The 19,429-nt window shown below is 71.3% G+C and carries 21 protein-coding genes; 14 read left to right on the top strand and 7 right to left on the bottom strand.

What is annotated here, in order from left to right:
- Positions 1–64: 64 nt before the first annotated feature.
- Positions 65–448, bottom strand: coding sequence for a VOC family protein (locus ACFWGZ_RS27325; protein ID WP_382454436.1), 384 nt, complete (start codon positions 446–448; stop codon positions 65–67).
- A 29-nt stretch (positions 449–477) separates the two neighbouring features.
- Between ACFWGZ_RS27325 and ACFWGZ_RS27320 the strand changes: the two genes are divergently transcribed.
- From ACFWGZ_RS27320 to ACFWGZ_RS27280, 9 genes are all read left to right on the top strand, one after another.
- Entirely contained in the window at positions 478–1,308 is an 831-nt protein-coding gene (locus ACFWGZ_RS27320) for an AAA family ATPase (RefSeq protein ID WP_382454435.1), read from the top strand.
- Positions 1,305–2,279: a VWA domain-containing protein gene (locus ACFWGZ_RS27315; protein WP_382454434.1), complete on the top strand. Its 975-nt coding sequence runs from the start codon at positions 1,305–1,307 to the stop codon at positions 2,277–2,279. The genes ACFWGZ_RS27320 and ACFWGZ_RS27315 overlap by 4 nt, the downstream gene beginning before the upstream one ends.
- Positions 2,272–3,363 (top strand): XdhC family protein, encoded by a 1,092-nt coding sequence (locus ACFWGZ_RS27310; RefSeq protein ID WP_382454433.1) that lies wholly within the window; start codon positions 2,272–2,274, stop codon positions 3,361–3,363. Before ACFWGZ_RS27315 ends, ACFWGZ_RS27310 begins: the two co-directional genes overlap by 8 nt.
- A 77-nt stretch (positions 3,364–3,440) precedes the next feature.
- Positions 3,441–3,956: a (2Fe-2S)-binding protein gene (locus ACFWGZ_RS27305; protein WP_382454432.1), complete on the top strand. Its 516-nt coding sequence runs from the start codon at positions 3,441–3,443 to the stop codon at positions 3,954–3,956.
- On the top strand, positions 3,953–6,379 hold the full coding sequence (locus tag ACFWGZ_RS27300) for a xanthine dehydrogenase family protein molybdopterin-binding subunit (RefSeq protein ID WP_382454431.1): 2,427 nt from the start codon (positions 3,953–3,955) through the stop codon (positions 6,377–6,379). The genes ACFWGZ_RS27305 and ACFWGZ_RS27300 overlap by 4 nt, the downstream gene beginning before the upstream one ends.
- Positions 6,376–7,200: an FAD binding domain-containing protein gene (locus ACFWGZ_RS27295; RefSeq protein WP_382454430.1), complete on the top strand. Its 825-nt coding sequence runs from the start codon at positions 6,376–6,378 to the stop codon at positions 7,198–7,200. Before ACFWGZ_RS27300 ends, ACFWGZ_RS27295 begins: the two co-directional genes overlap by 4 nt.
- Positions 7,197–7,793: an SRPBCC family protein gene (locus tag ACFWGZ_RS27290; protein ID WP_382454429.1), complete on the top strand. Its 597-nt coding sequence runs from the start codon at positions 7,197–7,199 to the stop codon at positions 7,791–7,793. Before ACFWGZ_RS27295 ends, ACFWGZ_RS27290 begins: the two co-directional genes overlap by 4 nt.
- 26 nt (positions 7,794–7,819) lie before the next feature.
- On the top strand, positions 7,820–8,908 hold the full coding sequence (locus ACFWGZ_RS27285) for a CapA family protein (RefSeq protein ID WP_382454428.1): 1,089 nt from the start codon (positions 7,820–7,822) through the stop codon (positions 8,906–8,908).
- Positions 8,909–9,023: 115 nt separating this feature from the next.
- On the top strand, positions 9,024–9,626 hold the full coding sequence (locus tag ACFWGZ_RS27280; RefSeq protein WP_382454427.1) for a Uma2 family endonuclease: 603 nt from the start codon (positions 9,024–9,026) through the stop codon (positions 9,624–9,626).
- On the opposite strand, the gene ACFWGZ_RS27275 is transcribed toward ACFWGZ_RS27280, so the two are convergent.
- The 6 genes from ACFWGZ_RS27275 to ACFWGZ_RS27250 form a co-directional block, all read right to left on the bottom strand.
- Positions 9,614–10,546, bottom strand: a complete 933-nt coding sequence (locus tag ACFWGZ_RS27275) for an o-succinylbenzoate synthase (RefSeq protein WP_382454437.1) — start codon at positions 10,544–10,546, stop codon at positions 9,614–9,616. The genes ACFWGZ_RS27280 and ACFWGZ_RS27275 overlap by 13 nt on opposite strands.
- Positions 10,547–10,554: 8 nt before the next feature.
- Complete coding sequence (locus tag ACFWGZ_RS27270) at positions 10,555–11,004, bottom strand: hypothetical protein (protein ID WP_382454426.1); 450 nt, start codon at positions 11,002–11,004, stop codon at positions 10,555–10,557.
- Positions 11,005–11,129: 125 nt separating this feature from the next.
- Positions 11,130–12,509 (bottom strand): ATP-binding protein, encoded by a 1,380-nt coding sequence (locus ACFWGZ_RS27265; RefSeq protein ID WP_382454425.1) that lies wholly within the window; start codon positions 12,507–12,509, stop codon positions 11,130–11,132.
- The gene (locus ACFWGZ_RS27260; RefSeq protein ID WP_382454424.1) at positions 12,506–13,186 is read right to left on the bottom strand and encodes a response regulator; all 681 of its coding nucleotides are present in this window, start codon (positions 13,184–13,186) and stop codon (positions 12,506–12,508) included. Before ACFWGZ_RS27260 ends, ACFWGZ_RS27265 begins: the two co-directional genes overlap by 4 nt.
- A gap of 77 nt (positions 13,187–13,263) precedes the next feature.
- Positions 13,264–13,692 (bottom strand): hypothetical protein, encoded by a 429-nt coding sequence (locus ACFWGZ_RS27255; protein ID WP_382454423.1) that lies wholly within the window; start codon positions 13,690–13,692, stop codon positions 13,264–13,266.
- A complete protein-coding gene (locus tag ACFWGZ_RS27250) occupies positions 13,689–15,329 on the bottom strand; it encodes a DNA repair helicase XPB (protein WP_382454422.1) in 1,641 nt (546 codons plus the stop codon). The genes ACFWGZ_RS27255 and ACFWGZ_RS27250 overlap by 4 nt, the downstream gene beginning before the upstream one ends.
- A gap of 802 nt (positions 15,330–16,131) precedes the next feature.
- On the opposite strand from ACFWGZ_RS27250, the gene ACFWGZ_RS27245 reads away from it, so the two are divergent.
- From ACFWGZ_RS27245 to ACFWGZ_RS27225, 5 genes are all read left to right on the top strand, one after another.
- The gene (locus ACFWGZ_RS27245; protein WP_382454421.1) at positions 16,132–16,710 is read left to right on the top strand and encodes a hypothetical protein; all 579 of its coding nucleotides are present in this window, start codon (positions 16,132–16,134) and stop codon (positions 16,708–16,710) included.
- A 50-nt stretch (positions 16,711–16,760) separates the two neighbouring features.
- The gene (locus ACFWGZ_RS27240) at positions 16,761–17,246 is read left to right on the top strand and encodes a hypothetical protein (protein WP_382454420.1); all 486 of its coding nucleotides are present in this window, start codon (positions 16,761–16,763) and stop codon (positions 17,244–17,246) included.
- Between the two features lie 42 nt (positions 17,247–17,288).
- Positions 17,289–17,831, top strand: coding sequence for a hypothetical protein (locus tag ACFWGZ_RS27235; protein WP_382454419.1), 543 nt, complete (start codon positions 17,289–17,291; stop codon positions 17,829–17,831).
- 96 nt (positions 17,832–17,927) lie between these two features.
- Positions 17,928–18,494, top strand: coding sequence for a hypothetical protein (locus ACFWGZ_RS27230; RefSeq protein WP_382454418.1), 567 nt, complete (start codon positions 17,928–17,930; stop codon positions 18,492–18,494).
- 84 nt (positions 18,495–18,578) lie between these two features.
- Complete coding sequence (locus ACFWGZ_RS27225) at positions 18,579–19,406, top strand: hypothetical protein (protein WP_382454417.1); 828 nt, start codon at positions 18,579–18,581, stop codon at positions 19,404–19,406.
- The last annotated feature ends 23 nt before the right edge of the window (positions 19,407–19,429 follow it).

Raw genomic sequence — 19,429 nt, 5'->3', positions numbered from 1 at the left:
CGCCTTGCTCGCCTTCGGCATCGCCTTGCTCGGCTTCGCCTTCGATGCGGTTCGCGGGAGGCGTCTAGTCGAGGCAGAACTCGTTGCCCTCGACGTCCCGCATGACGATGCACGACTCGTTCTCCTCGTCGGCCTCCATCACGCGGACCAGCGTCGCGCCCAGCGGTTCCAGCCGGGCCCGTTCCGCCTGCAACGCGGCGAGGCGTTCGGTGCCCACTAGTCCGGTGCCGGCCCGCACGCAGACGTGCACCCGGTTCTTGACGACCTTGCCCTCGGGAACGCGCTGGAAGTAGAACCGCGGGCCCTCGCCGGTCGGGTCGGCGCACGCGGACCACGAACCGTCGCTCTCGGGCGGTGCGTCGTAGCCCAGCACCTGGCTCCAGAACTCGGCTACGCGCACGGGTTCCGCGCAGTCGAACGTGATCTGGACCTTCTTCACCGACGCCATACCCCCACGGTAGTCGTACGCTGAGGCTCATGGAGTCCCCTGAGGAGCTCGCGGCAGGGCTCGACCGCGCGGGGTACCTGCCGGACGGCGGTGTCGCCACGGCGGCGTTCCTCGCGGTCGCGATGGGACGGCCGCTGTTCCTCGAGGGCGAGCCCGGCACCGGCAAGACGTCGCTCGCGCTGGCGCTCGCCAGGGCGATGGACGTGCCGCTGATCCGGTTGCAGTGCCACGAGGGCATCGACGCCACCCAGGCCCTCTACGACTGGGACTACCCGCGGCAGCTCATGCACCTGCGCGTGCTCGAGACGCGCGGCGAGGTGGACGAGGCCTCCCTCTACACGCGACGGTTCCTGCTGGCCAGACCGTTGCTGCAGGCGCTGGAGACCGCGCCGTGCGTGCTGCTGGTCGACGAGATCGACCGGGCCGACGACGAGTTCGAGGCGTTCCTGCTGGAGGTGCTGAGCGAGAACGCGGTCAGCATCCCCGAGTTCGGCGAGATCAGGGCCACGACGCCGCCGCTGACCGTGCTGACCTCGAACCGGACCCGCGAGGTGCACGACGCGTTGAAGCGCCGCTGCCTCTACCACTGGCTGGAGCACCCGGCGCTCGACCGCGAGATCGCGATCCTGCGCCGCACGCTGCCCGGTCTGGACGACCGGCTGGCGCGCAGGGTCGCGGAGGCCGTGCAGCAGATGCGGGGCCTCGACCTCATGAAGCCGCCGGGCGTGGCCGAGTCGCTCGACTGGGCGCGGGCGTTGCAGGCGCTCGGCCGCACCGAACCCGACGCGACGACGCTCGGCGCCGTCCTGAAGTACCGGGAGGACGCGGACCGCGTGATCGGGAGCGCGATCGTCGGATGACGGAGGCCTGCGTCGGGTTCACGGGCGTCCTGCGGGACGCGGGGCTGCAGTGCGGGCCCGACCGCGTCCAGGCGTTCCTGCGGGCCACCGAGCACGTCGACCTCTACTGGGCCGGGCGCCTCACGCTGTGCGCCGAACCGGACGACCTGCCGCGCTACGACGCCGTCTACCGCGCGTACTTCGGCGGCACCCCGCCCCGGCCGCGCACGACCGTCGAGCTCGACTCGCTGACCGTCGGCGTGGCCGCGTCCGACGTGGAAGTGCTGAAGCACAAGGACATCTCCGAGTTCGACGCGGCACCGCTGATCGCCCGGCTGACCCCGCTCCCGCCGCGCCGCCGGTCGCGCCGCCTGCGCAGGGCCCGCCGCGGGCGGATGGACCTCGCCCGCACGGTGCGCGCGATGATCGAGACCGGCGGCGAGATCGCGTTGCCGAGACACCGCCGCCGGGGCGTGAAGGCCCGCCGGCTCGTGCTGCTGATCGACGTGTCCGGCTCGATGGCGGCCTACTCCGACGCGCTGCTGAGGTTCGCGCACGTGGTCGCGCGGGCCATGCCCGTCGAGGTCCGCACGATCGGCACCCGGCTCACCCGCGTGACCCGCCAGCTGCGCGACCGCGACCCCGACCGGGCGCTGCGGGCCGCGGGCGGCGCCATCCCCGACTACGAGGGCGGCACCCGGCTGGGCGAGGCGCTGCGGCGGTTCAACCAGCAGTGGCGGCAGCGCGGCGCGGTGGTCGTGCTGTTCAGCGACGGCTGGGAACGCGGCGACCCGGCCCTGCTCGCCACCGAGATGGCGCGGCTGCGGCGGATGAGCCACAAGGTCGTCTGGGCCAACCCGCACGCGGGGAAGCCGGGCTACGCGCCGGTGCAGCGCGGCGTGGTGGCGGTGCTGCCGCACGTCGACACGATGGTCGCCGGGCACAGCGTGCACGCGTTGGAAGAACTGCTGAAGGAGGTGCGCCGTGCGTGATGTCCTCTACGACCTCGCCGAACGGGTGGCGAACGGGGAGACCGTCGGCGTCGGCACGGTCGTCGCGACCTTCAGCTCGGCGCCCCGGCCGGCGGGCGCGGCGATGCTGGTGACGCAGGACGGCGAGGCGGTCGGCAGCGTGTCCGGCGGATGCGTCGAGGGAGCCGTCTACGACCTCGCGCAGGAGACCGCGGAGCCCGTGCTGCAGCGCTACGGCGTGAGCGACGACGACGCGTTCGCCGTGGGGCTGACCTGCGGCGGGATCATCGACATCTACGTCGAGAAGATCGACGCGGCGTCGTTCCCGCAGCTCGCCGAGGTCGTGGAGAGCGTGCGCGCGGAGGCCCCGGTGGCCGTCGCGACAGTGGTCGAGCACCCGGACGGCATCGGCCGCCGCATGGTCGTCTGGCCGGACCGGCGCTCCGGCAGCCTCGGGTCGTCGCGCATCGACGACGCCGTCACCGACGACGCGCGCGGCATGCTGGCCTCGGGCCGCAGTGGCGTGCTGCAGTACGGGCCGGACGGACAGCGCCGCGGCGAGGGCATGAGCGTGTTCGTGAACTCGTTCGAGCCGCCGCCGCGCATGCTCGTGTTCGGAGCGATCGACTTCGCCGCGGCGATGGCCCGGCTCGGCGCGTTCCTCGGCTACCGCGTGACCGTGTGCGACGCACGGCCGGTGTTCGCGACGCGGTCGCGTTTCCCGGAGGCCGACGAGGTGGTCGTCGCGTGGCCGCACAGGTACCTCGAAGGCGAAGCGTCCAAGCTCGACGAACGCACGGTGATCGCCGTCCTCACGCACGACCCGAAGTTCGACGTGCCGCTGCTGGAGGTCGCGTTGCGACTGAAGGTCGGCTACATCGGAGCGATGGGGTCGCGCCGCACGCACGAGGACCGGTTGCAGCGGCTGAGGGAGGCGGGACTGTCCGAGAGCGAGCTTGCCCGGCTGGCCTCGCCCATCGGTCTCGACCTGGGCGCGCGGACTCCCGAGGAGACGGCCGTGTCGATCGCGGCGGAGATCATCTCCTTGCGGTGGAACGGTTCCGGCAGGCGTCTGGTGGATCTTGGTGAACCGATTCACCACTGATCGGGTTGTTGAACGGGCAAACAGGGAGCAAGCTGGAGTGGCCCTCGTCACATGATCACCCACCACTGGGAGGGTTCATGCACATCTCGGTCAACGTCGACGGAGTGACGCACGCCGACGAGGTCGAGCCCCGGCTGCTGCTCGTGCACTACCTGCGCGAGCGCCTGGGCAAGACCGGCACCGTCGTCGGCTGCGACACCGGAAACTGCGGTGCCTGCACGGTGCACTTGGACGGCCACAGCGTGAAGTCGTGCTCGGTGTTCGCCGTCCAGGCGAACGGGCACGAGGTCACGACGATCGAAGGCCTCGCCCGCGACGGCAAGCTGCACCCCGTGCAGCAGGCCTTTCGCCAGAACCACGCGTTGCAGTGCGGTTTCTGCACCCCCGGCATGATCATGCAGGCGATCGACCTGCTGGCCGACGAACCCGATCCCGACGACGAGACCGTGCGCAAGGGGCTCGAGGGCAACCTCTGCCGGTGCACCGGCTACCAGAACATCGTCCGCGCCGTCCAGGACGCCGCGCAGAGCATGAAGCCCGGCGCCGGTCCGGAGATCGAGCAGCGGACCCCGCACGCGGTAGGTGGCGAATGACCGCCACCGCCGAACCGGAGATCGGGAAGGCCCGGCGCCGCAAGGAGGACGCGCGGCTCATCACCGGCGACACCCGGTGGACCGACAACCTGCAGCTCACCGGCATGCTGCACATGGCGGTGCTGCGCAGTCCCGTCGCCCACGCCCGCATCACGAGCATCGACGTCAGCCGCGCGACCGCCATGCCCGGTGTCGCCCTGGTGCTGACCGGTGAGGACCTCGCCGCGGAGCAGGGCTCGCTGCCCTGCGCGTGGCCGATCACCGAGGACATGAAGTCGCCGGCCGCACCCTCGCTGGCCGTCGACCGGGTCAACTTCGCGGGCGAGGCCGTGGCGCTGGTGATCGCCGACAGCGCCTACCACGCCGCGGACGCGCTGGCCGAGATCGACGTCGACTACGAGGACCTGCCGGTCGTGCTCGACATGGAGGAGGCGCTGCGGGACCGCGACCTCGTCCACGAGGACCTGGGCACGAACAAGTGCGCGACGTGGATCTTCGACTCCGCCGAGGCCGGCACCGGCACGAACGTCGAGGACGAGATCTCCGCCGCCGAGGTCGTCGTCGAGCGGACGTTCCGGCAGCAGCGGCTGATCCCCGCGTTCATGGAACCGCGGTCGGTCGTCGTCGACTCCAGCGCGGGCATGTTCACCGTCTGGTCCGCCACGCAGATCCCGCACATCCTGCGCTGGATGCTGTCGGCCGTCACGGGCATCTCCGAGAGCAAGCTCCGGGTGATCGCGCCGGACGTCGGCGGCGGCTTCGGCGGCAAGCTCCAGGTCACGCCGGAGGAGCTGCTGTGCCTGCTGGTCGCCCGGCGGATGGGCCGCCCGGTGAAGTGGACCGAGACGCGCACCGAGTCGATGCTGTCCGCCCACCACGGCCGCGACCAGGTCCAGAAGGTCACGCTGTCCGCCCGCCGCGACGGCACGGTCACCGGCCTCAAGGTCGAGCTGCTCGCCGACATGGGCGCCTACCTGCGCCTGGTCACGCCGGGCGTGCCGATCCTGGGCGCGTTCATGTTCAACGCGATCTACAAGTTCCCGGCCTACCGGTTCGTGTGCACCAACGTGTTCACGAACAAGGTGCCCACGGACGCCTACCGCGGCGCCGGACGGCCCGAGGCCACGTTCGCGATCGAGCGGATGATGGACGAGCTCGCCGTCGAGCTCGACATGGACCCGATGAAGGTCCGCGAGCTGAACTGGATCAAGCACGAGGAGTTCCCGTTCACCTCGGTCGCCGGGCTCACCTACGACTCCGGCAACTACGAGGCCGCGACGGCGCGCGCGATGGAGCTGTTCGAGTACGAGTCGCTGCGCGAGGAGCAGCAGCGGCGCCGCGAGTCGGGTGATGTCGTCCAGCTCGGCATCGGGATCTCCACGTACACCGAGATGTGCGGCCTGGCGCCGTCCCGCGTGCTCGGCGCCCTGCGCTACGGCGCCGGCGGCTGGGAGACCGCGTCGATCCGGATGCTGCCCACCGGCAAGGTCGAGGTGATCACCGGCACGTCGCCGCACGGCCAGGGCCACGAGACGGTGTGGTCGCAGATCGTCGCGGACAAGCTCGGCGTGCCGTTCGAGGACGTCGAGGTGCTGCACGGCGACACGGCCACGTCGCACAAGGGCATGGACAGCTACGGCTCGCGCTCGCTGGCCGTCGGCGGCACCGCCCTGGTGCACGCGGCGGACAAGGTGCTCGCCAAGGCCCGCACCCTGGCCGCGCACATGATGGAGTGCGATGAGGCGGACGTGGAGTTCGCGTCCGGGTCGTTCTCCGTGCGCGGCACGTCGACCGCGCGCTCGCTGGGCGACGTCGTGCTGGCCGCGCACGTGGCCCACGACCTGCCCGAGGGCATGGAACCCGGCATGGACGCCGACGCCACCTACGACCCGGACAACTTCTCGTACCCGCACGGAACCCATTTGTGCGCAACGGAAGTCGACACCGAGACGGGCATGGTGAAGATCCGCCGGTACGTGGCCGTGGACGACGTCGGCACCGTCGTGAACCCGTTGATCGTCGACGGTCAGGTGCACGGTGGACTGGCGCAGGGCATCGCGCAGGCGTTGTACGAGGAGGCGACGCACGACGAGATGGGCACGCTGACGTCGGCGACGCTCGCGGACTACCTCGTGCCGTGCGCGGCCGACCTGCCGTCGTTCATCACCGACCGCACCGAGACGCCGGCGACGTCCAACCCGTTGGGCGCCAAGGGAGTCGGCGAGGCGGGCACGATCGCCTCGACGCCGGCCGTGGTGAACAGCGTGCTGGACGCCCTGCGGCACAAGGGTGTTCGCGACATCGAGATGCCGATGTCGCCGGAGCGCGTGTGGACGGCGTTGCAGGGGCGTGGCGACCCCGGCGCCGGCGACGTGGCAGCGGGTGGGCTCGGTTCGATCGACGCGCAGGGAGGTCAGTCGTGATCCCCGCGGAGTTCAAGTACCTGTTCCCGTCGTCCGTGGACGAAGCCGTGCGGATGCTCGCCGAGGAGGGCGAGGACGCGAAGGTCATCGCGGGCGGCCAGTCGCTCGTGCCGGTGCTGCGCATGCGACTGGCGGCGCCGACGGCGTTGATCGACATCGGCGGCCTGACCGAGCTGACCGGCGTCCGCGACGACGGCGACTCGTTGCTGATCGGCGCCATGACCACGCACTACGAGGTGCAGCGCGACCACCTGGTCCACGACCACGCGTTGTTGTTCAAGCTGGTCACGGACACCGTCGCCGATCCGCAGGTGCGCCACCGCGGCACGTTCGGCGGCGCGCTCGCCCACGCGGACCCGGCGGGCGACCTGCTGGCCCCCGCGCTGGCCCTGGACGCGACGATGATCATCGCCGGTCCCGGCGGGCGGCGTGAGGTGCCCGCGGCGGAGTTCTTCGTCGACTACTTCACGACGGCGCTGGCGCCCGACGAGATCCTCCTCGACGTTCGAGTGCCCAAGCACACGGGCTGGGGCGCGCACTACGAGAAGCTCAACCGGGTCGCGCAGGCGTGGTCGATCGTCGCCGTCGCGGCGGCCGTGCAGGTCCGCGACGGAGCCATCGCGGCCGCCAGGGTCGGCCTCACCAACGTGGGGTCCGGGCCGGTGCGCGCGGTGGACGTCGAGTCCGCGCTGGTCGGGCAGGAGGCGTCGGCCGAGGTGATCTCGGCGGCGGCGCTGAAGGCCTCGTCCGGCGACACCTACAAGGACAACCTGGCCCGCGTCCTGACCGGTCGTGCGGTGACGGCGGCGGTAGCGGGATGAAGTTGACGCACTCGTTCGTCTCACCCGGCCCCGCCGAGGAGGTGTGGGAGGCGCTGCTCGACCCCGAGCGGGTGGCGCCGTGCCTGCCCGGAGCGAAGCTCACCTCGGTCGAGGGGCGGACGTTCGGCGGGGAGGTGAAGGTCAAGCTCGGGCCCGTGCAGCTGCTGTACCGGGGCACCGGCGAGTTCGTCGAGGTCGACCAGGAGCGGCGCCGCGCCGTGCTCAAGGCGTCCGGCAAGGACGCCCGCGGCAACGGCACGGCGTCCGCCACGGTGACGTTCCAGGTGGGCGACACCGTCGAGGTGGAGACCGACCTGGCGATCACCGGCAGACCGGCCCAGTTGGGACGCGGGCTGATCGCCGAGGTCAGCGGCAAGCTCGTCGACCAGTTCGCGGAATGCCTGGCGGGCACGCTGGGATCCGGGGATCCTGACGAGGTGGCACAGCAGCAGCATCTCCGAGTCGTTCCCGACGAGCCGATCGACCTGATCGACACCGCAGGCGTACCGGTCCTGAAGCGCGCGCTCCCCGTGGCGGGCGCGGCGCTGGCCGTTGTGCTGTTCGTGGTCCTGCGGCGCCGGCGGCACCGCTGAGGCGTGCGGTCCGGTGGCCGGCATTCGTGCTGGCCACCGGATTCGCCCTGTCCGCGTGCACCGGCTCCCCGGTCGTCGTCACCTCCTCGGTCCCCGTGCCGGCCTCGTCGTCCGGCCCGCCCCCACCGCGGTCGTTCACGCTCACCGCGGGTGGCGACGTCCTGATCCACCCGGCCCTGACCGACCAGGCCACGGCCGACGGCGGCGCGGCGGGCCGCACCTACCTGCCCCTGTTCGAGGGCGTGCGGGAGACGCTGAAGGCGGACCTGTCCCTGTGCCACCTGGAGGTCCCGCTGGGCCCGAAGGAGGGCCCGTTCTTCGGCTACCCGGCCTTCCTGGCCCCGCCCGAGGTGGCGAAGGGCCTGGTCGACGTCGGCTACGACTCCTGCTCGACCGCGTCGAACCACACCCTGGACCGGGGCGTCTCGGCGATCCAGACGACCCTGGACGCGATGGACGCCGTCGGCCTCAAGCACACCGGCTCGTTCCGCACCCAGGAGGAAGCCGCCGCCCCGCTGGTCCTGGACGCGAACGGGGTGAAGGTCGCCCAGCTCTCGTTCACCTACGGCTTCAACGGCATCCCGCTGCCCCAGCCGTGGCGGGCGAACCAGATCGACGCCGACAAGATCCTCGCCGACGCCCGAGCGGCCCGCGCCGCGGGAGCCGAGGTCGTCGTGCTGTCCGTGCAGTGGGGCAACGAGTACCAGCACGAGGCCACCCCCGACCAGAAGGCCCTGGCCCGCCGGCTCCTGGCCGACCCCGCCCTGGACCTGATCATCGGCACGCACGTCCACGTGGTGCAGCCGTTCGAGAAGATCGGCGACAAGTGGGTGGCCTACGGCCTGGGCAACGAGGTCGCCCGCCACGCGGAGCCGCGCGGGGTGACCGAGGAGGGGGCCATCGCCCGGTTCAAGTTCGAGCAGGGGCCCGCCGGGTGGTCCGTCGTCGAGGCTTCCTACACGCCCACGCTGGTCGAGCTGGGGCCGCCGATCCGGCTGGTGGACCTGACTCGGGTGCCCGTCACTCCTCGACGGACCGAGGCGATCACACGGACCGAGGGTGTGGTGTTCAGCCTGGGGGCCAACCAGCAGGGGCTGGTGCGGGGGAGGCCGTGACCACTCGAAAGGCTGAACTTCGCGGTAAAACCGCTGGTCTGGCGGGTGCGACTGCGTAAGGTCCCTTTGGGATTCGCTCACCTGTGCGAAGGTGACTGAGACGGAAGGAGACGCGGTGACCGCACTGCCTGACCAGCCTCCGGGGCGTCTGCCTGCTGTTCCGACGGGTCTGCTGACCGTCGCTCAGTACGCCGCGCTCGGAGAGACCGAAGACGGCTTCACGGAACTGGTACGAGGCCGTCTGATCATGACCCCCAGCCCCAACCCCCGCCACAACATCATCCTCGGGGAATTGCACGCCCAGCTCCGCGACCAGGTGCCGAGCACACACCGAGTGATCCCGGACATCGACATCGACCTGCAGCTCGCGCCGCCGGACGAGCCCGGCTCAGTGCGCCGCCCCGACCTCGTCGTGGTGAGTCGAGCCGAGGTCGACAGGGTGGACCGGGAGGGCGGTCTGCTCCGCGCGTCCGAGGTCGTGCTGGTGGTCGAGATCCTGTCGCCGAGCTCGAAACGAACCGACTACCGGACCAAGCGTGATGAGTACTGCGACGCCTGCATCCCGTTCTACTGGATCATCGATGTGGACAAGCCGGTCTCCCTGGCTGCGCCGCACTTCGCGGGCGAGTTCGGCTACCAGGAAGCTCCGGCGGAAGCCGGCGTCTACGAGGCCACCGAGCCTTTCCCGGTGAAGATCGCCGTCAATCAGCTCTGCTGACTGAGCTTGGCCAGCACCCGTTCGTACCGCTCGACCCACGCCCGGTCACCGCTCTCGAACTCCGCGACGCGATCCGGCACGGGCGCCTGGCCGAGCACCGGCAGGTACCCGTCCACCGGCAGGAGCGAGTCGCTGGTGACGTCCCCGTCCAACAGCTGCACCGTCGCCAGCCCGCACGCGTGGTCGAGTTCCGGCAACGCCGCGGCCAGTGCCACCCCGGCCGCCATCCCGACCGAGGTCTCCAACGCCGACGACACCACGCACGGCAACCCGCACGCCTCGGCCACCTCGAGCGCCTTCCGCACCCCGCCGAGCGGTGCCACCTTGATCACCGCGATGTCCGCGGCGCCCGACACGGCCACCTTCAGCGGGTCTTCGGCCTTGCGGATCGACTCGTCCGCGGCGATCGGCACGCCGACCTTCCTGCGCACCGCGGCGAGTTCGTCCAGCGTCCGGCACGGCTGCTCGACGTACTGGAGCCCGCCGGCCGCCCTGTCCAGCGCCTTGATCGCCGTGACGGCCGTGTCGACGTCCCACATCATGTTCGCGTCGACCCGCACGAACCCCTGCGGCCCCAACGCGTCCCGCACCGCCTCGAGCCGTGCGCAGTCGTCGGCCAACGTGGACTCCGCGACCTTCACCTTGGCCGTGGAACACCCCGACTTCGCGACGATCTCGTGGGCCCGCGCCGGCTCGACCACCGGAACCGTGCAGTTGACCGGGATGCGGTCCCGGACCGGCGTCGGCCACCCGTCGTTCGCCGCCTCCCGCGCACACGCGAGCCACGCCATGGCCTCGTCGTCGCCGTACTCCTCGAACGGGCAGAACTCGCCCCACCCGGCCGGCCCCTCGACCAGCAGCCCGGTGCGCCGGGTGATGCCGCGGAACCGGGCGCGCAGGGGGACGGAGTAGACGTGCACGTGCCGATTCAAGCGCACTTCTGGAACTCCAGCGAATGCCCGCCCCCGCGCAGGTTCACGGTCCCGACCGGCTGGACCCCGAGCAACGTGCACACGATCTGCTGAACCGCGACCCCGCTGAGCTGCGACACGTCGGTGGACAGGTGCACGTCGAGCCCGTTCGCCACCCGGTCGATCGTGGCGGGCGCCGCGTCGAACGGCACCTCGGTACCGAGCCCGCGCGCCTGCTCGTCCGGGGTGGGCCCCAGCGCGAGCAGTTCGACGACGTCGTACCCGCTGAGGCTGGCCTGCGGCCGGTTCGACGGCACGACGACGCCGCCGGCGGCCCAGAAGAGCGACGGCGCGGTGTTCTCGACGGGCCCGGTCGGCGCGACCAGGCCGGGGATCGGGTCGGTGGGGCGGATGCCGCACCCGGTGAGCACGGCGAGGGCGAGCGCCACCACGCCGAGCCTCCGCACGCGCGCACGTCGTGGCGCGTCGACCGCGTTGGAACGGGCGCTCAGCCACCGTGCCCCGCTCAGCCACCCGGAACCTGCGGCGCCGTGCCACGCGGCACCGGCCCGCCACCCGACAATCCTCGGCCTCACACCTCACCGTCCAACGGCAGCCGCAACGTGAACACGGCCCCGCCCCCGGCCCGGTTCGCCGCCACCAGCGTCCCCCCGTGCAGCCGCGCGTTCTCCCACGCGATCGCCAGCCCCAGCCCGCTCCCCTCGGACCGCCCCCGCGCCGAGTCGGCCTTGTAGAACCGCGCGAACACGTGCGGCAGCACCTCCGGCGACAACCCCGGCCCCGAGTCCGCCACCTCGATCACCAGGAACGCGCCGTCCACCGACAGCGCCACCGACACCGGCGCCGACCCGTGCCGCAGCGCGTTGCCCACCAGGTTCGCCACGATCACGTCCAGCCGCCGCGGATCGAGCCGCGCCCGGACCCCCTCGGGCAGCGACGCCGTCACCTCCGCCGAGAACCCGCGCATCCGCAGGCACGACAGCACCACCTCGGCCACGTCCACGTCGTCCAGCGCCAGCGCGGCCGTGCCCGAGTCGAACCTGGTCACCTCGATCAGGTCGTTCACCAGCCTGGTCAGGTTCAGGGTCTCGCGGTTCACCAGCCGCGCCGCCTGGCCCGCCACGCCGGGGAGGGAAGCGGTTTCGGCGTCCAAGACGTCGGTCACGGCGGTCATCGCGGCGAGGGGGGTTCGTAGTTCGTGCGACACGTCTGCCACGAAACGGCGTGCGTCTGCCTCCATGCGCCGCAGTTCGCCGACGTGGTGCTCCAGAGAAGAAGCGGTGCTGTTGAACGTCGTCGCGACGGACGCCAGTTCATCGCGGCCCCGCACCGGCACTCGGGCGGTGAGGTCGCCCTGGCCGAGCTGCCAGGCCGCCAGTTGCAGCTCGCGGACCGGGCGCAGCACACCGCGTGCGGCCAGGAAACCCAGTCCCAGCGCCAGGACCAGGCCCGCACCGCCGATCAGCCACGCGTTCTGGGCCAGTTCGCCGACGAACGCCGTCTCCGAGGTGAACGGCCTCAGCACGTAGACCTCGACGCCCGACGGCTCACCGGAGTTCAGGCGCAGCTGCATGCCCACCACCAGCCACACGCTGTCCGAGTACTGCACGCGCTGCCAGCCGACGCGTCCGGACGACACCAGGCCGCGCAACTCCGGCGTGATCACGGACGTGTCCATGCCGCCGGCGGACAGGCCGTTGCCGTACGCCACGACCCCGTCGGTGCGGCCGGAGACCCGGCCCGCGATGCGTTCCAGCGCCGCGGCCGAGAGCGGGCGGGCCGGCAACGGGTAGAGCTGCTCGACCCGGTTCGTGATCTCCACGACCGCGTTGTCCTGGGCTCGCTGCACGATGGCGTCGCGCGCACGGACGTAGCCCGCCCCGGCCACCGCGACGGCGGTGATGACGCTCAGGAAGCCGAAGGCGAGCAGCAGTCGCAGGCGCAGCGTCACAGCGGCCCGAAGCGGTAACCGAAACCGCGCACGGTCTGCACGTAGACCGGCGCCGCCGGGTCGTCCTCGATCTTCGACCGCAGCCGCTGCACGCACGCGTCGACCAGCCGCGAGTCGCCGAGGTAGCCCTGGTCCCAGACCGACTGCAGCAGCTGCTGGCGCGACAGCACGCGGCCGGGCGACGACGAGAGCTCCAGCAGCAGGCGCAGCTCGGTCGGCGCGAGCGGCACCGGACGCCCGAGCCGCGTCACGACCAGGCCGTCGCGGTCGATCGTCAGGTCGCCGTGGCGCTCGGCCGCGACCTCGACCACCGACGCGGTCGAGCGGCGCAGCACCGCGCGGATGCGGGCCTCGAGCACGCGGGCCTGGGCCGGTTTGGCCACGTAGTCGTCGGCGCCCGCCTCCAGGCCCGCGACCACGTCGATGTCGTCGTTGCGCGCGGTCAGCATGATGATCGGCAGGTCACCGGACGCGCGGATGCGCCGGCACACCTCGAAGCCGTCGACGCCGGGCAGCATCAGGTCCAGCACGACGACGTCCGGCGCGGTGGTCGCCAGGAACTCGAGGCCCTCCTCGCCCGTGCGCACCGCGTCCACGGTGTGACCCTGGTAGGTCAGGGCGAGCGACAGTCCCTCGCGGACCGCCTCGTCGTCCTCGATCAGCAGTACGCGCGGCATGTCCTGCAGCCTTCCGGACGGGTCTCATGAGGACGTTCTTGCCGTGTCATCGTTGCGTAACGACGGTCCGAGCGGGGCTAGTCCAAGGCGGCGGTGTGGCGCAGCTGCTCCGGCGCCGGGTCGGTGACGAGCACCCGCAGCGCCGCCGCGAACCGGTCGAAGCGCCGGTCGAACTCGGCCAGTTCGCGGGAGGGCTCCGCCACCAGCGCCGCCCGCCCCGCCTTCGGGACGGCGGCCGCCAGCGCGTCGCGCAACGGCTGGGCCCTGCGCAACGCCACGAGCAGCGTCCACAGGCGCTGCTCGACCAGCGCCACCTGCACCGGATCACCGGTCACGGCCAGGAAGTCGGTGCGCACGGCCGTGGCGCGGCGGCGTTGCACCGGGCACGTGAAGTCGTCCGACCGGACGACCCGGGTCTCCGGCGCCGCCCGCGCGAGCGACGCCTCCGACCGGAACCGCCGCGAGGGCACCGTCCCGGCCGGGTCCCACATCCACCAGGACGTCATCCGACCAGGTCGTCCGCATCGACGATCTTGTAGGCGTAGCCCTGCTCCGCGAGGAAGCGCTGCCGGTGGGCGGCGTAGTCGGTGTCGAGCGTGTCGCGCGCGACGACCGAGTAGAAGTGCGCCTGCCGGCCGTCGCCCTTGGGCCGCAGCAACCGGCCGAGGCGCTGCGCCTCCTCCTGCCGCGACCCGAACGTGCCGGACACCTGCACCGCGACCGAGGCCTCCGGCAGGTCGATGGAGAAGTTCGCGACCTTCGACACGACGAGCGTGCGCAGCTCGCCCCTGCGGAACCTGTCGAAGAGCTCCTCGCGCTCCTTGTTCTTCGTCGACCCCTTGATCACCGGCGCCCCCAGCTCCTCACCCAGCTCGTCGAGCTGGTCGAGGTAGGCGCCGATCACGAGCGCGGGCTCGTCCGGGTGCTGCTCCAGCACCCGCCGCACCACCGGGAGCTTCGTCCGCGCGGTCGAGCAGAGCTTGTAGCGCTCCTCCGGCTCGGCCGTCGCGTACTGCAGGCGCTCGTTGTCCGTCAGCGTCACGCGGACCTCGGTGCACTCGGCGGGCGCGATCCAGCCCTGCGCCTCGATGTCGCGCCACGGCACGTCGTAGCGCTTCGGCCCGATCAACGAGAAGACGTCGCCCTCCTGCCCGTCCTCGCGCACGAGCGTCGCGGTCAGCCCGAGCCGCCGGCGGCTCTGCAGGTCGGCCGTCATGCGGAAGACCGGCGCGGGCAGCAGGTGCACCTCGTCGTAGACGATCAGGCCCCAGTCGCGCGAGTCGAAGAGCTCCAGGTGCTTGTACTCGCCCTTCGACTTGCGGGTGATCACCTGGTAGGTCGCGATGGTGACCGGCCGGATCTCCTTGCGCTCACCCGAGTACTCGCCGATCTCCTCCTCGGTGAGCGAGGTGCGCGCGATCAGCTCGCGCTTCCACTGCCGCCCCGCCACGGTGTTCGTGACCAGGATCAACGTGGTCGCCTGCGCCTCGGCCATGGCGGCCGCGCCGACGAGCGTCTTGCCCGCGCCGCAGGGCAGCACGACGACACCGGACCCGCCGGCCCAGAACGCCTGGGCGGCCAGCCGCTGGTAGTCGCGCAGCTTCCACCCGTCCTCGGCCAGCTCGATCGGGTGCGCCTCCCCGTCGACGTACCCGGCCTCGTCCTCGGCAGGCCACCCGACCTTGAGCAGCAACTGCTTGAGCCGCCCGCGCTCACTGGGGTGCACGATGACCGTGTCGTCGTCGATGCGCGCCCCGAACATCGGCGAGATCTTCTTGTGGCGCAGCACCTCCTCGAGCACCGCGCGGTCGTTGGTGTGCAGGACCAGCCCGTGGGCGGGATTGTTCGTCAGCACGAGCCGCCCGAAGCGGCCCATCGTGTCGACCACGTCCACCAGCAACGGCTGCGGCACCGGATAACGGCTGAACCGCACCAGCGCGTCCACCACCTGCTCGGCGTCGTGCCCGGCCGCCCGCGCGTTCCACAACGCCAGCGGGGTGATCCGGTAGGTGTGCACGTGCTCGGGCGCCCGCTCCAACTCGGCGAACGGCGCGATGGACGTGCGCGCGTCGTCGGCGAGCGGGTGGTCGACCTCGAGCAGCAGCGTCTTGTCCGACTGGACGATCAAGGGGCCATCGGTCACGCCGACAAGTCTCCCTGACGACGCCAAATGCCGGGTGGCCGCGTTGGGCCGGGGGCGCTGGGTGAGGGGTGGGGTGCGGTGGGTGAGCGGGGTGGTCGGGCGGGGGCTGTGTTGCGGGTGGGAGGGCATGGCGGGTCAGGGCGCTGGGTGGGGCGCGGGGCGCGCTGCGGGCGAGAGGGGTGCGCTTTAGACGAGGGGCGCGCTGGGGACGAGGGGGGAGCGTTGAGGTCGAGGAGCACGTTGGGTGGTGAGACGTGCGCGTGGCGGTGAAGGGGTGCGTTGAGAGCGGAGGAGTGCGCTGGGCGGCAGCGGGGCGTTGCGGGGCGAGGGGTGCGCTCGCGGTGAGGGTGCGCTGGTGTTGAGGGGGCGGGCTCGTGGCGAGGGGAGCGCTGCCGAAGTCCGGATCGCAGGCGCGCGCTGGTGTTGAGGGGCGCGTTCAGGACGAGGGCCCCCTCGCAGCGAGGGGAGCTCTGGCAGCGAAGGGGTTTCTCGCGGCGAGGGGAGCGTTGGCGGCGAAGGGTCCTCGCAGCGAGGGGGCGCGCGGCAGCGAGGGGGTCCCTCGCAGTGAGGGGTTCCTCGGCTTCCTCGCAGTGAGGGTTCCCTCGCAGTGAGGGGGCGCTGGCAGCGAAGAGAGCGCTCGCGCACCCCGCCCAGACCACCCCGCCCAGACCACTCGCCCAGACCACCCCGCCCAGACCACCCGTCGAACAGCCCCGCCCGCCCCGCCCCACCTGCGTCAACTGGTGACGAGAACTGTGAGCCGACACACCCAGCCCACACGAGGTGTCGTACGTTCTCGCCCATGAGCACCGAGTCGACTGACCCCGTCGAGAACCCGGCCGCCCCGGCCGCGGCGGAAGCCGAGACCGACGAGTCGCCCAAGAAGAACAACTGGCTGAAGTTCGTGATCGTCGGTGTGCTGGCGGTCGTGCTGGTCGGCGGTGGCGTGTGGGCGCTCACGGCGCTCAACGGCACCAAGGTCGGCGACTGCGTCAGCGCGTCCCCCAAGGACGTCGACAAGCCCGACGGCGACTGGAACGTCTCCGGGCAGGGCTGCGGGGACGCCAAGGCCACGCACCGGGTCGCGAAGGTGCTGAACAGCGCCGAGGACCCGTGTCCCGACGAGGGCATCTACGAGCCGGTCAAGTCCGGCGGCGACTCGCTCTGCCTCATGCCCAACCTCGCCGAGGGTGCCTGCTACACCTCGGGTGACGACGGCGCCTTCAAGAAGGAGGCGTGCACCACCGAGTCGCCGGTCAAGATCGTGAAGAAGGTCGACGGACTGCCCGAGGAGGGCACGGTGTGTCCCGAGGGGTCCAGTGAGCTGCGGTTCAGCGAGCCGGCCTCCGTGTACTGCATGGGCGTGCACGAAGGGTCCTGATCGGGTGAACTCGGTTGAGTTCGGCCCCGTCCGGCGCCGATACCCAGGCCATGAAGAAGGTCGGCCTGGGTATCGCCGCTGTCGTCGCGCTCGTCCTGCTCGGCGGGTTCGTCTGGAACCAGCTCGGCGGCGCCGCGGACACGGCCAGGGTCGGTGACTGCGCGCGGATCTCCGGCGCGCTCGACAACCCGACGTACCAGGCGCTCGACTGCGGGTCCGAGGAGGCGAACGTCAAGATCGCCAAGGTCCTGCGGTGGAACGAGAGCAAGTGCCCGTCCGGTGGCATGGACTACTCGACCTACACGGGCGACTCCACGTTGTGCCTCATGCCCAACTTCGTCCAGGGCTCCTGCTACGGGCAGGACGAGGAGACCGGCATCGCCAAGGTCGACTGCACGACCAAGAACTCGGTGCGGGTCGCCAGGGTGCTCACCGGCTCCACCAACGGCGCGGCGTGCGGCGAGTCGCGGGCCGCGATCTTCCCCGAGCCCGCCGTGACCTTCTGCCTGCAGCGCGGTGACCAGCAGAAGCAGTGAAACGGCCGCGCGGGTGTCCGTCCACATGGCACGCTCTGCTGCGTGATCATCGACGAGCCGGCCGCGCCGAGGACCAGTCTGGGGAAGCGGGTCGCGACCTACGCGGTCACCCTCGTCGTCGCCGCCGTCGCGATCTACGGCATGACCGAATTCGTCATGCCAGTTCCGCGGCCGGCGCAGGGCTCCTGCGCGAACGTCACCGGTGAGGCCGACCGGCCCGACTTCGACGCCGTGACCTGCGGGTCCGCCGCCGCCAACTACGTCGTCGCCGGGACGGTCGCGAAGGCGGAGACCTGCCCCAACGCCTACACCGACCTGGTCACGCGCCGGCCGCAGGACCCGGACGTCAGGATCTGCCTGGTCCCGCTGTGGTCCGAGGGCTCCTGCTACCCGGCCGACTCGTCGCGCATGGAGCTCCCGGCGGTCGACTGCGCCGAGGACGCGTTCCGGGTGACGAAGGTCCGCAGGGAGGTGCCCGGGCCGGAGTGCCCGGCGGGCGAGGAGCGGTTCAGCTACCCCGAGGTGGCGCTGACCTACTGCACGGCGACCCCGCAGATCATCCAAGCGGCCGTAACGTTTCCGTAAAGCGCCAGCGCTTTCCTGCTCTGCGTGGCACTCTCTGCTCCGGCTGTGTCGGGGGGCATGGGCCGTCTGGGGTAATTCCGGAAGTGAGAGAACCGCATGAGCACCACTGAGTCCGCTTCGCCCGCTCCGTCGCAGCAGCCCGCACCCGCGGAACAGCAGCCGGAGCAGAAGAAGCCGAGCATCCTGAAGCGGATCCTGACCTACGTCGTCGGCCTGATCGTGGTCGCCGGCGCGGTCTACGCGTTCAACTACTTCACCAGCGACGTCGCGCAGGCGAAGGTCGGCGACTGCGCCAGCATCACCGGCACGTCGACCAGTCCCGAGTACAAGCAGGTCGACTGCGGTGCGGCCGAGGCGAACTACTCGGTCGCCAAGGCCGGCGGCACCGGTGAGGTGTGCGGCGAGAACTACGACGAGTACACGCAGACCCAGCGTCGTGGGCCGAAGACGAAGCTCTGCCTCGCGCCGATCTTCGCCGAGGGCAAGTGCTACTCGGAGAACACCGGCGGCGTCGGTCTCAAGGTCGCCGAGTGCACCTCCTCGGCCGTCTTCAAGGTGACGAAGGCGGGCAAGGACGGCGCCGCGCCGCAGTGCGCCGAGGGGGAGCTCGCGCTCGCCTACCCCGAGGTGAAGCTGAACTACTGCACCGGTGCGCCCGCGTAACGGGGCTCGAACTCGTGAAACCGGAGTCGTGTCCCACGGCTCCGGTTTCGCTGTCTTTCGCGCGACCCATCGGAGAGGAAACCAGTGACCACCCCCAACAACCCCCAGCAGCCGGGGCCCTACGGACCGCCTCCCGGTGGACAGCCCCAGCAGCCCTACGGCCAGCAACAGCCCTATGGCCAGCAGCCCTACGGTCAGCAGCAGCCCTACGGCCAGCCCGACCCGTACGCGCAGCAGCAGCCCGGCCAGTACGGCGCGCCGCAGCAGGGCTACCCCGGCGATCCCTACGCCCAGCAGGGGCAGCCGAACCCCTACGGCCAGATGCCTCCCGGCGGACCGGTGCCCTACGGCCCCCCGCCCAAGAAGGGCGGCGCCGGCAAGATCATCGGTTCGATCGTCGGCGTGGTCGTGCTCGTGGGCGCGTTCGTCCTCGTCAGGGCCCTGCTCAGCGGTGGCCTGAGCGGTCTCACGGAGCCGTCGGCCAAGCCCGGTGACTGCGCGAGCGTCACGGGCACCACGATCAGCCCGAAGTACAAGAAGGTCGACTGCGGGGCCCCCGAGGCGAACTACTTCATCGCCAAGGCCATGAACTCCACGACGGAGGCCTGCCCGAGCGACGACTACGCCGAGTACACCGAGAGCGGCCGCCGCAGCTCCTCGCTGAAGCTCTGCCTGGTCGAGAAGCTCGAAGAGGGCAAGTGCTACGAGGAGGAGATGGTCAAGATCAACATGGAGGGCATGAAGGTCGTCGACTGCTCCAAGGGCGGCAACGAGTTCGCCGTCCAGAAGATCGTGAAGATCGAGAAGCTGGTCAAGGCCGCCACGGCGGACTGCGGTGAGGCCACGGCCGTCTCCTACACCGAGCCGTCGCCCGGCATCACCTACTGCGTCACGGCACTCGCGGGCAGGTGACCGAACGCGGAAGTGGCGTGTAG

The sequence above is a fragment of the Lentzea sp. NPDC060358 genome (genome assembly GCF_042725365.1).
Lineage (GTDB): Bacteria > Actinomycetota > Actinomycetes > Mycobacteriales > Pseudonocardiaceae > Lentzea.
This window is presented reverse-complemented; position numbering and strand designations above follow the sequence as displayed.

Excerpts from the sequence above, each read along its gene's own strand:
- ACFWGZ_RS27325 (WP_382454436.1), bottom strand. The coding sequence starts at position 448 with ATGGCGTCGGTGAAGAAGGTCCAGATCACGTTCGACTGCGCGGAACCC.
- ACFWGZ_RS27320 (WP_382454435.1), top strand. The coding sequence starts at position 478 with ATGGAGTCCCCTGAGGAGCTCGCGGCAGGGCTCGACCGCGCGGGGTAC.
- ACFWGZ_RS27315 (WP_382454434.1), top strand. The coding sequence starts at position 1,305 with ATGACGGAGGCCTGCGTCGGGTTCACGGGCGTCCTGCGGGACGCGGGG.
- ACFWGZ_RS27305 (WP_382454432.1), top strand. The coding sequence starts at position 3,441 with ATGCACATCTCGGTCAACGTCGACGGAGTGACGCACGCCGACGAGGTC.
- ACFWGZ_RS27300 (WP_382454431.1), top strand. The coding sequence starts at position 3,953 with ATGACCGCCACCGCCGAACCGGAGATCGGGAAGGCCCGGCGCCGCAAG.
- ACFWGZ_RS27290 (WP_382454429.1), top strand. The coding sequence starts at position 7,197 with ATGAAGTTGACGCACTCGTTCGTCTCACCCGGCCCCGCCGAGGAGGTG.
- ACFWGZ_RS27260 (WP_382454424.1), bottom strand. The coding sequence starts at position 13,186 with ATGCCGCGCGTACTGCTGATCGAGGACGACGAGGCGGTCCGCGAGGGA.
- ACFWGZ_RS27255 (WP_382454423.1), bottom strand. The coding sequence starts at position 13,692 with ATGACGTCCTGGTGGATGTGGGACCCGGCCGGGACGGTGCCCTCGCGG.
- ACFWGZ_RS27245 (WP_382454421.1), top strand. The coding sequence starts at position 16,132 with ATGAGCACCGAGTCGACTGACCCCGTCGAGAACCCGGCCGCCCCGGCC.
- ACFWGZ_RS27240 (WP_382454420.1), top strand. The coding sequence starts at position 16,761 with ATGAAGAAGGTCGGCCTGGGTATCGCCGCTGTCGTCGCGCTCGTCCTG.
- ACFWGZ_RS27230 (WP_382454418.1), top strand. The coding sequence starts at position 17,928 with ATGAGCACCACTGAGTCCGCTTCGCCCGCTCCGTCGCAGCAGCCCGCA.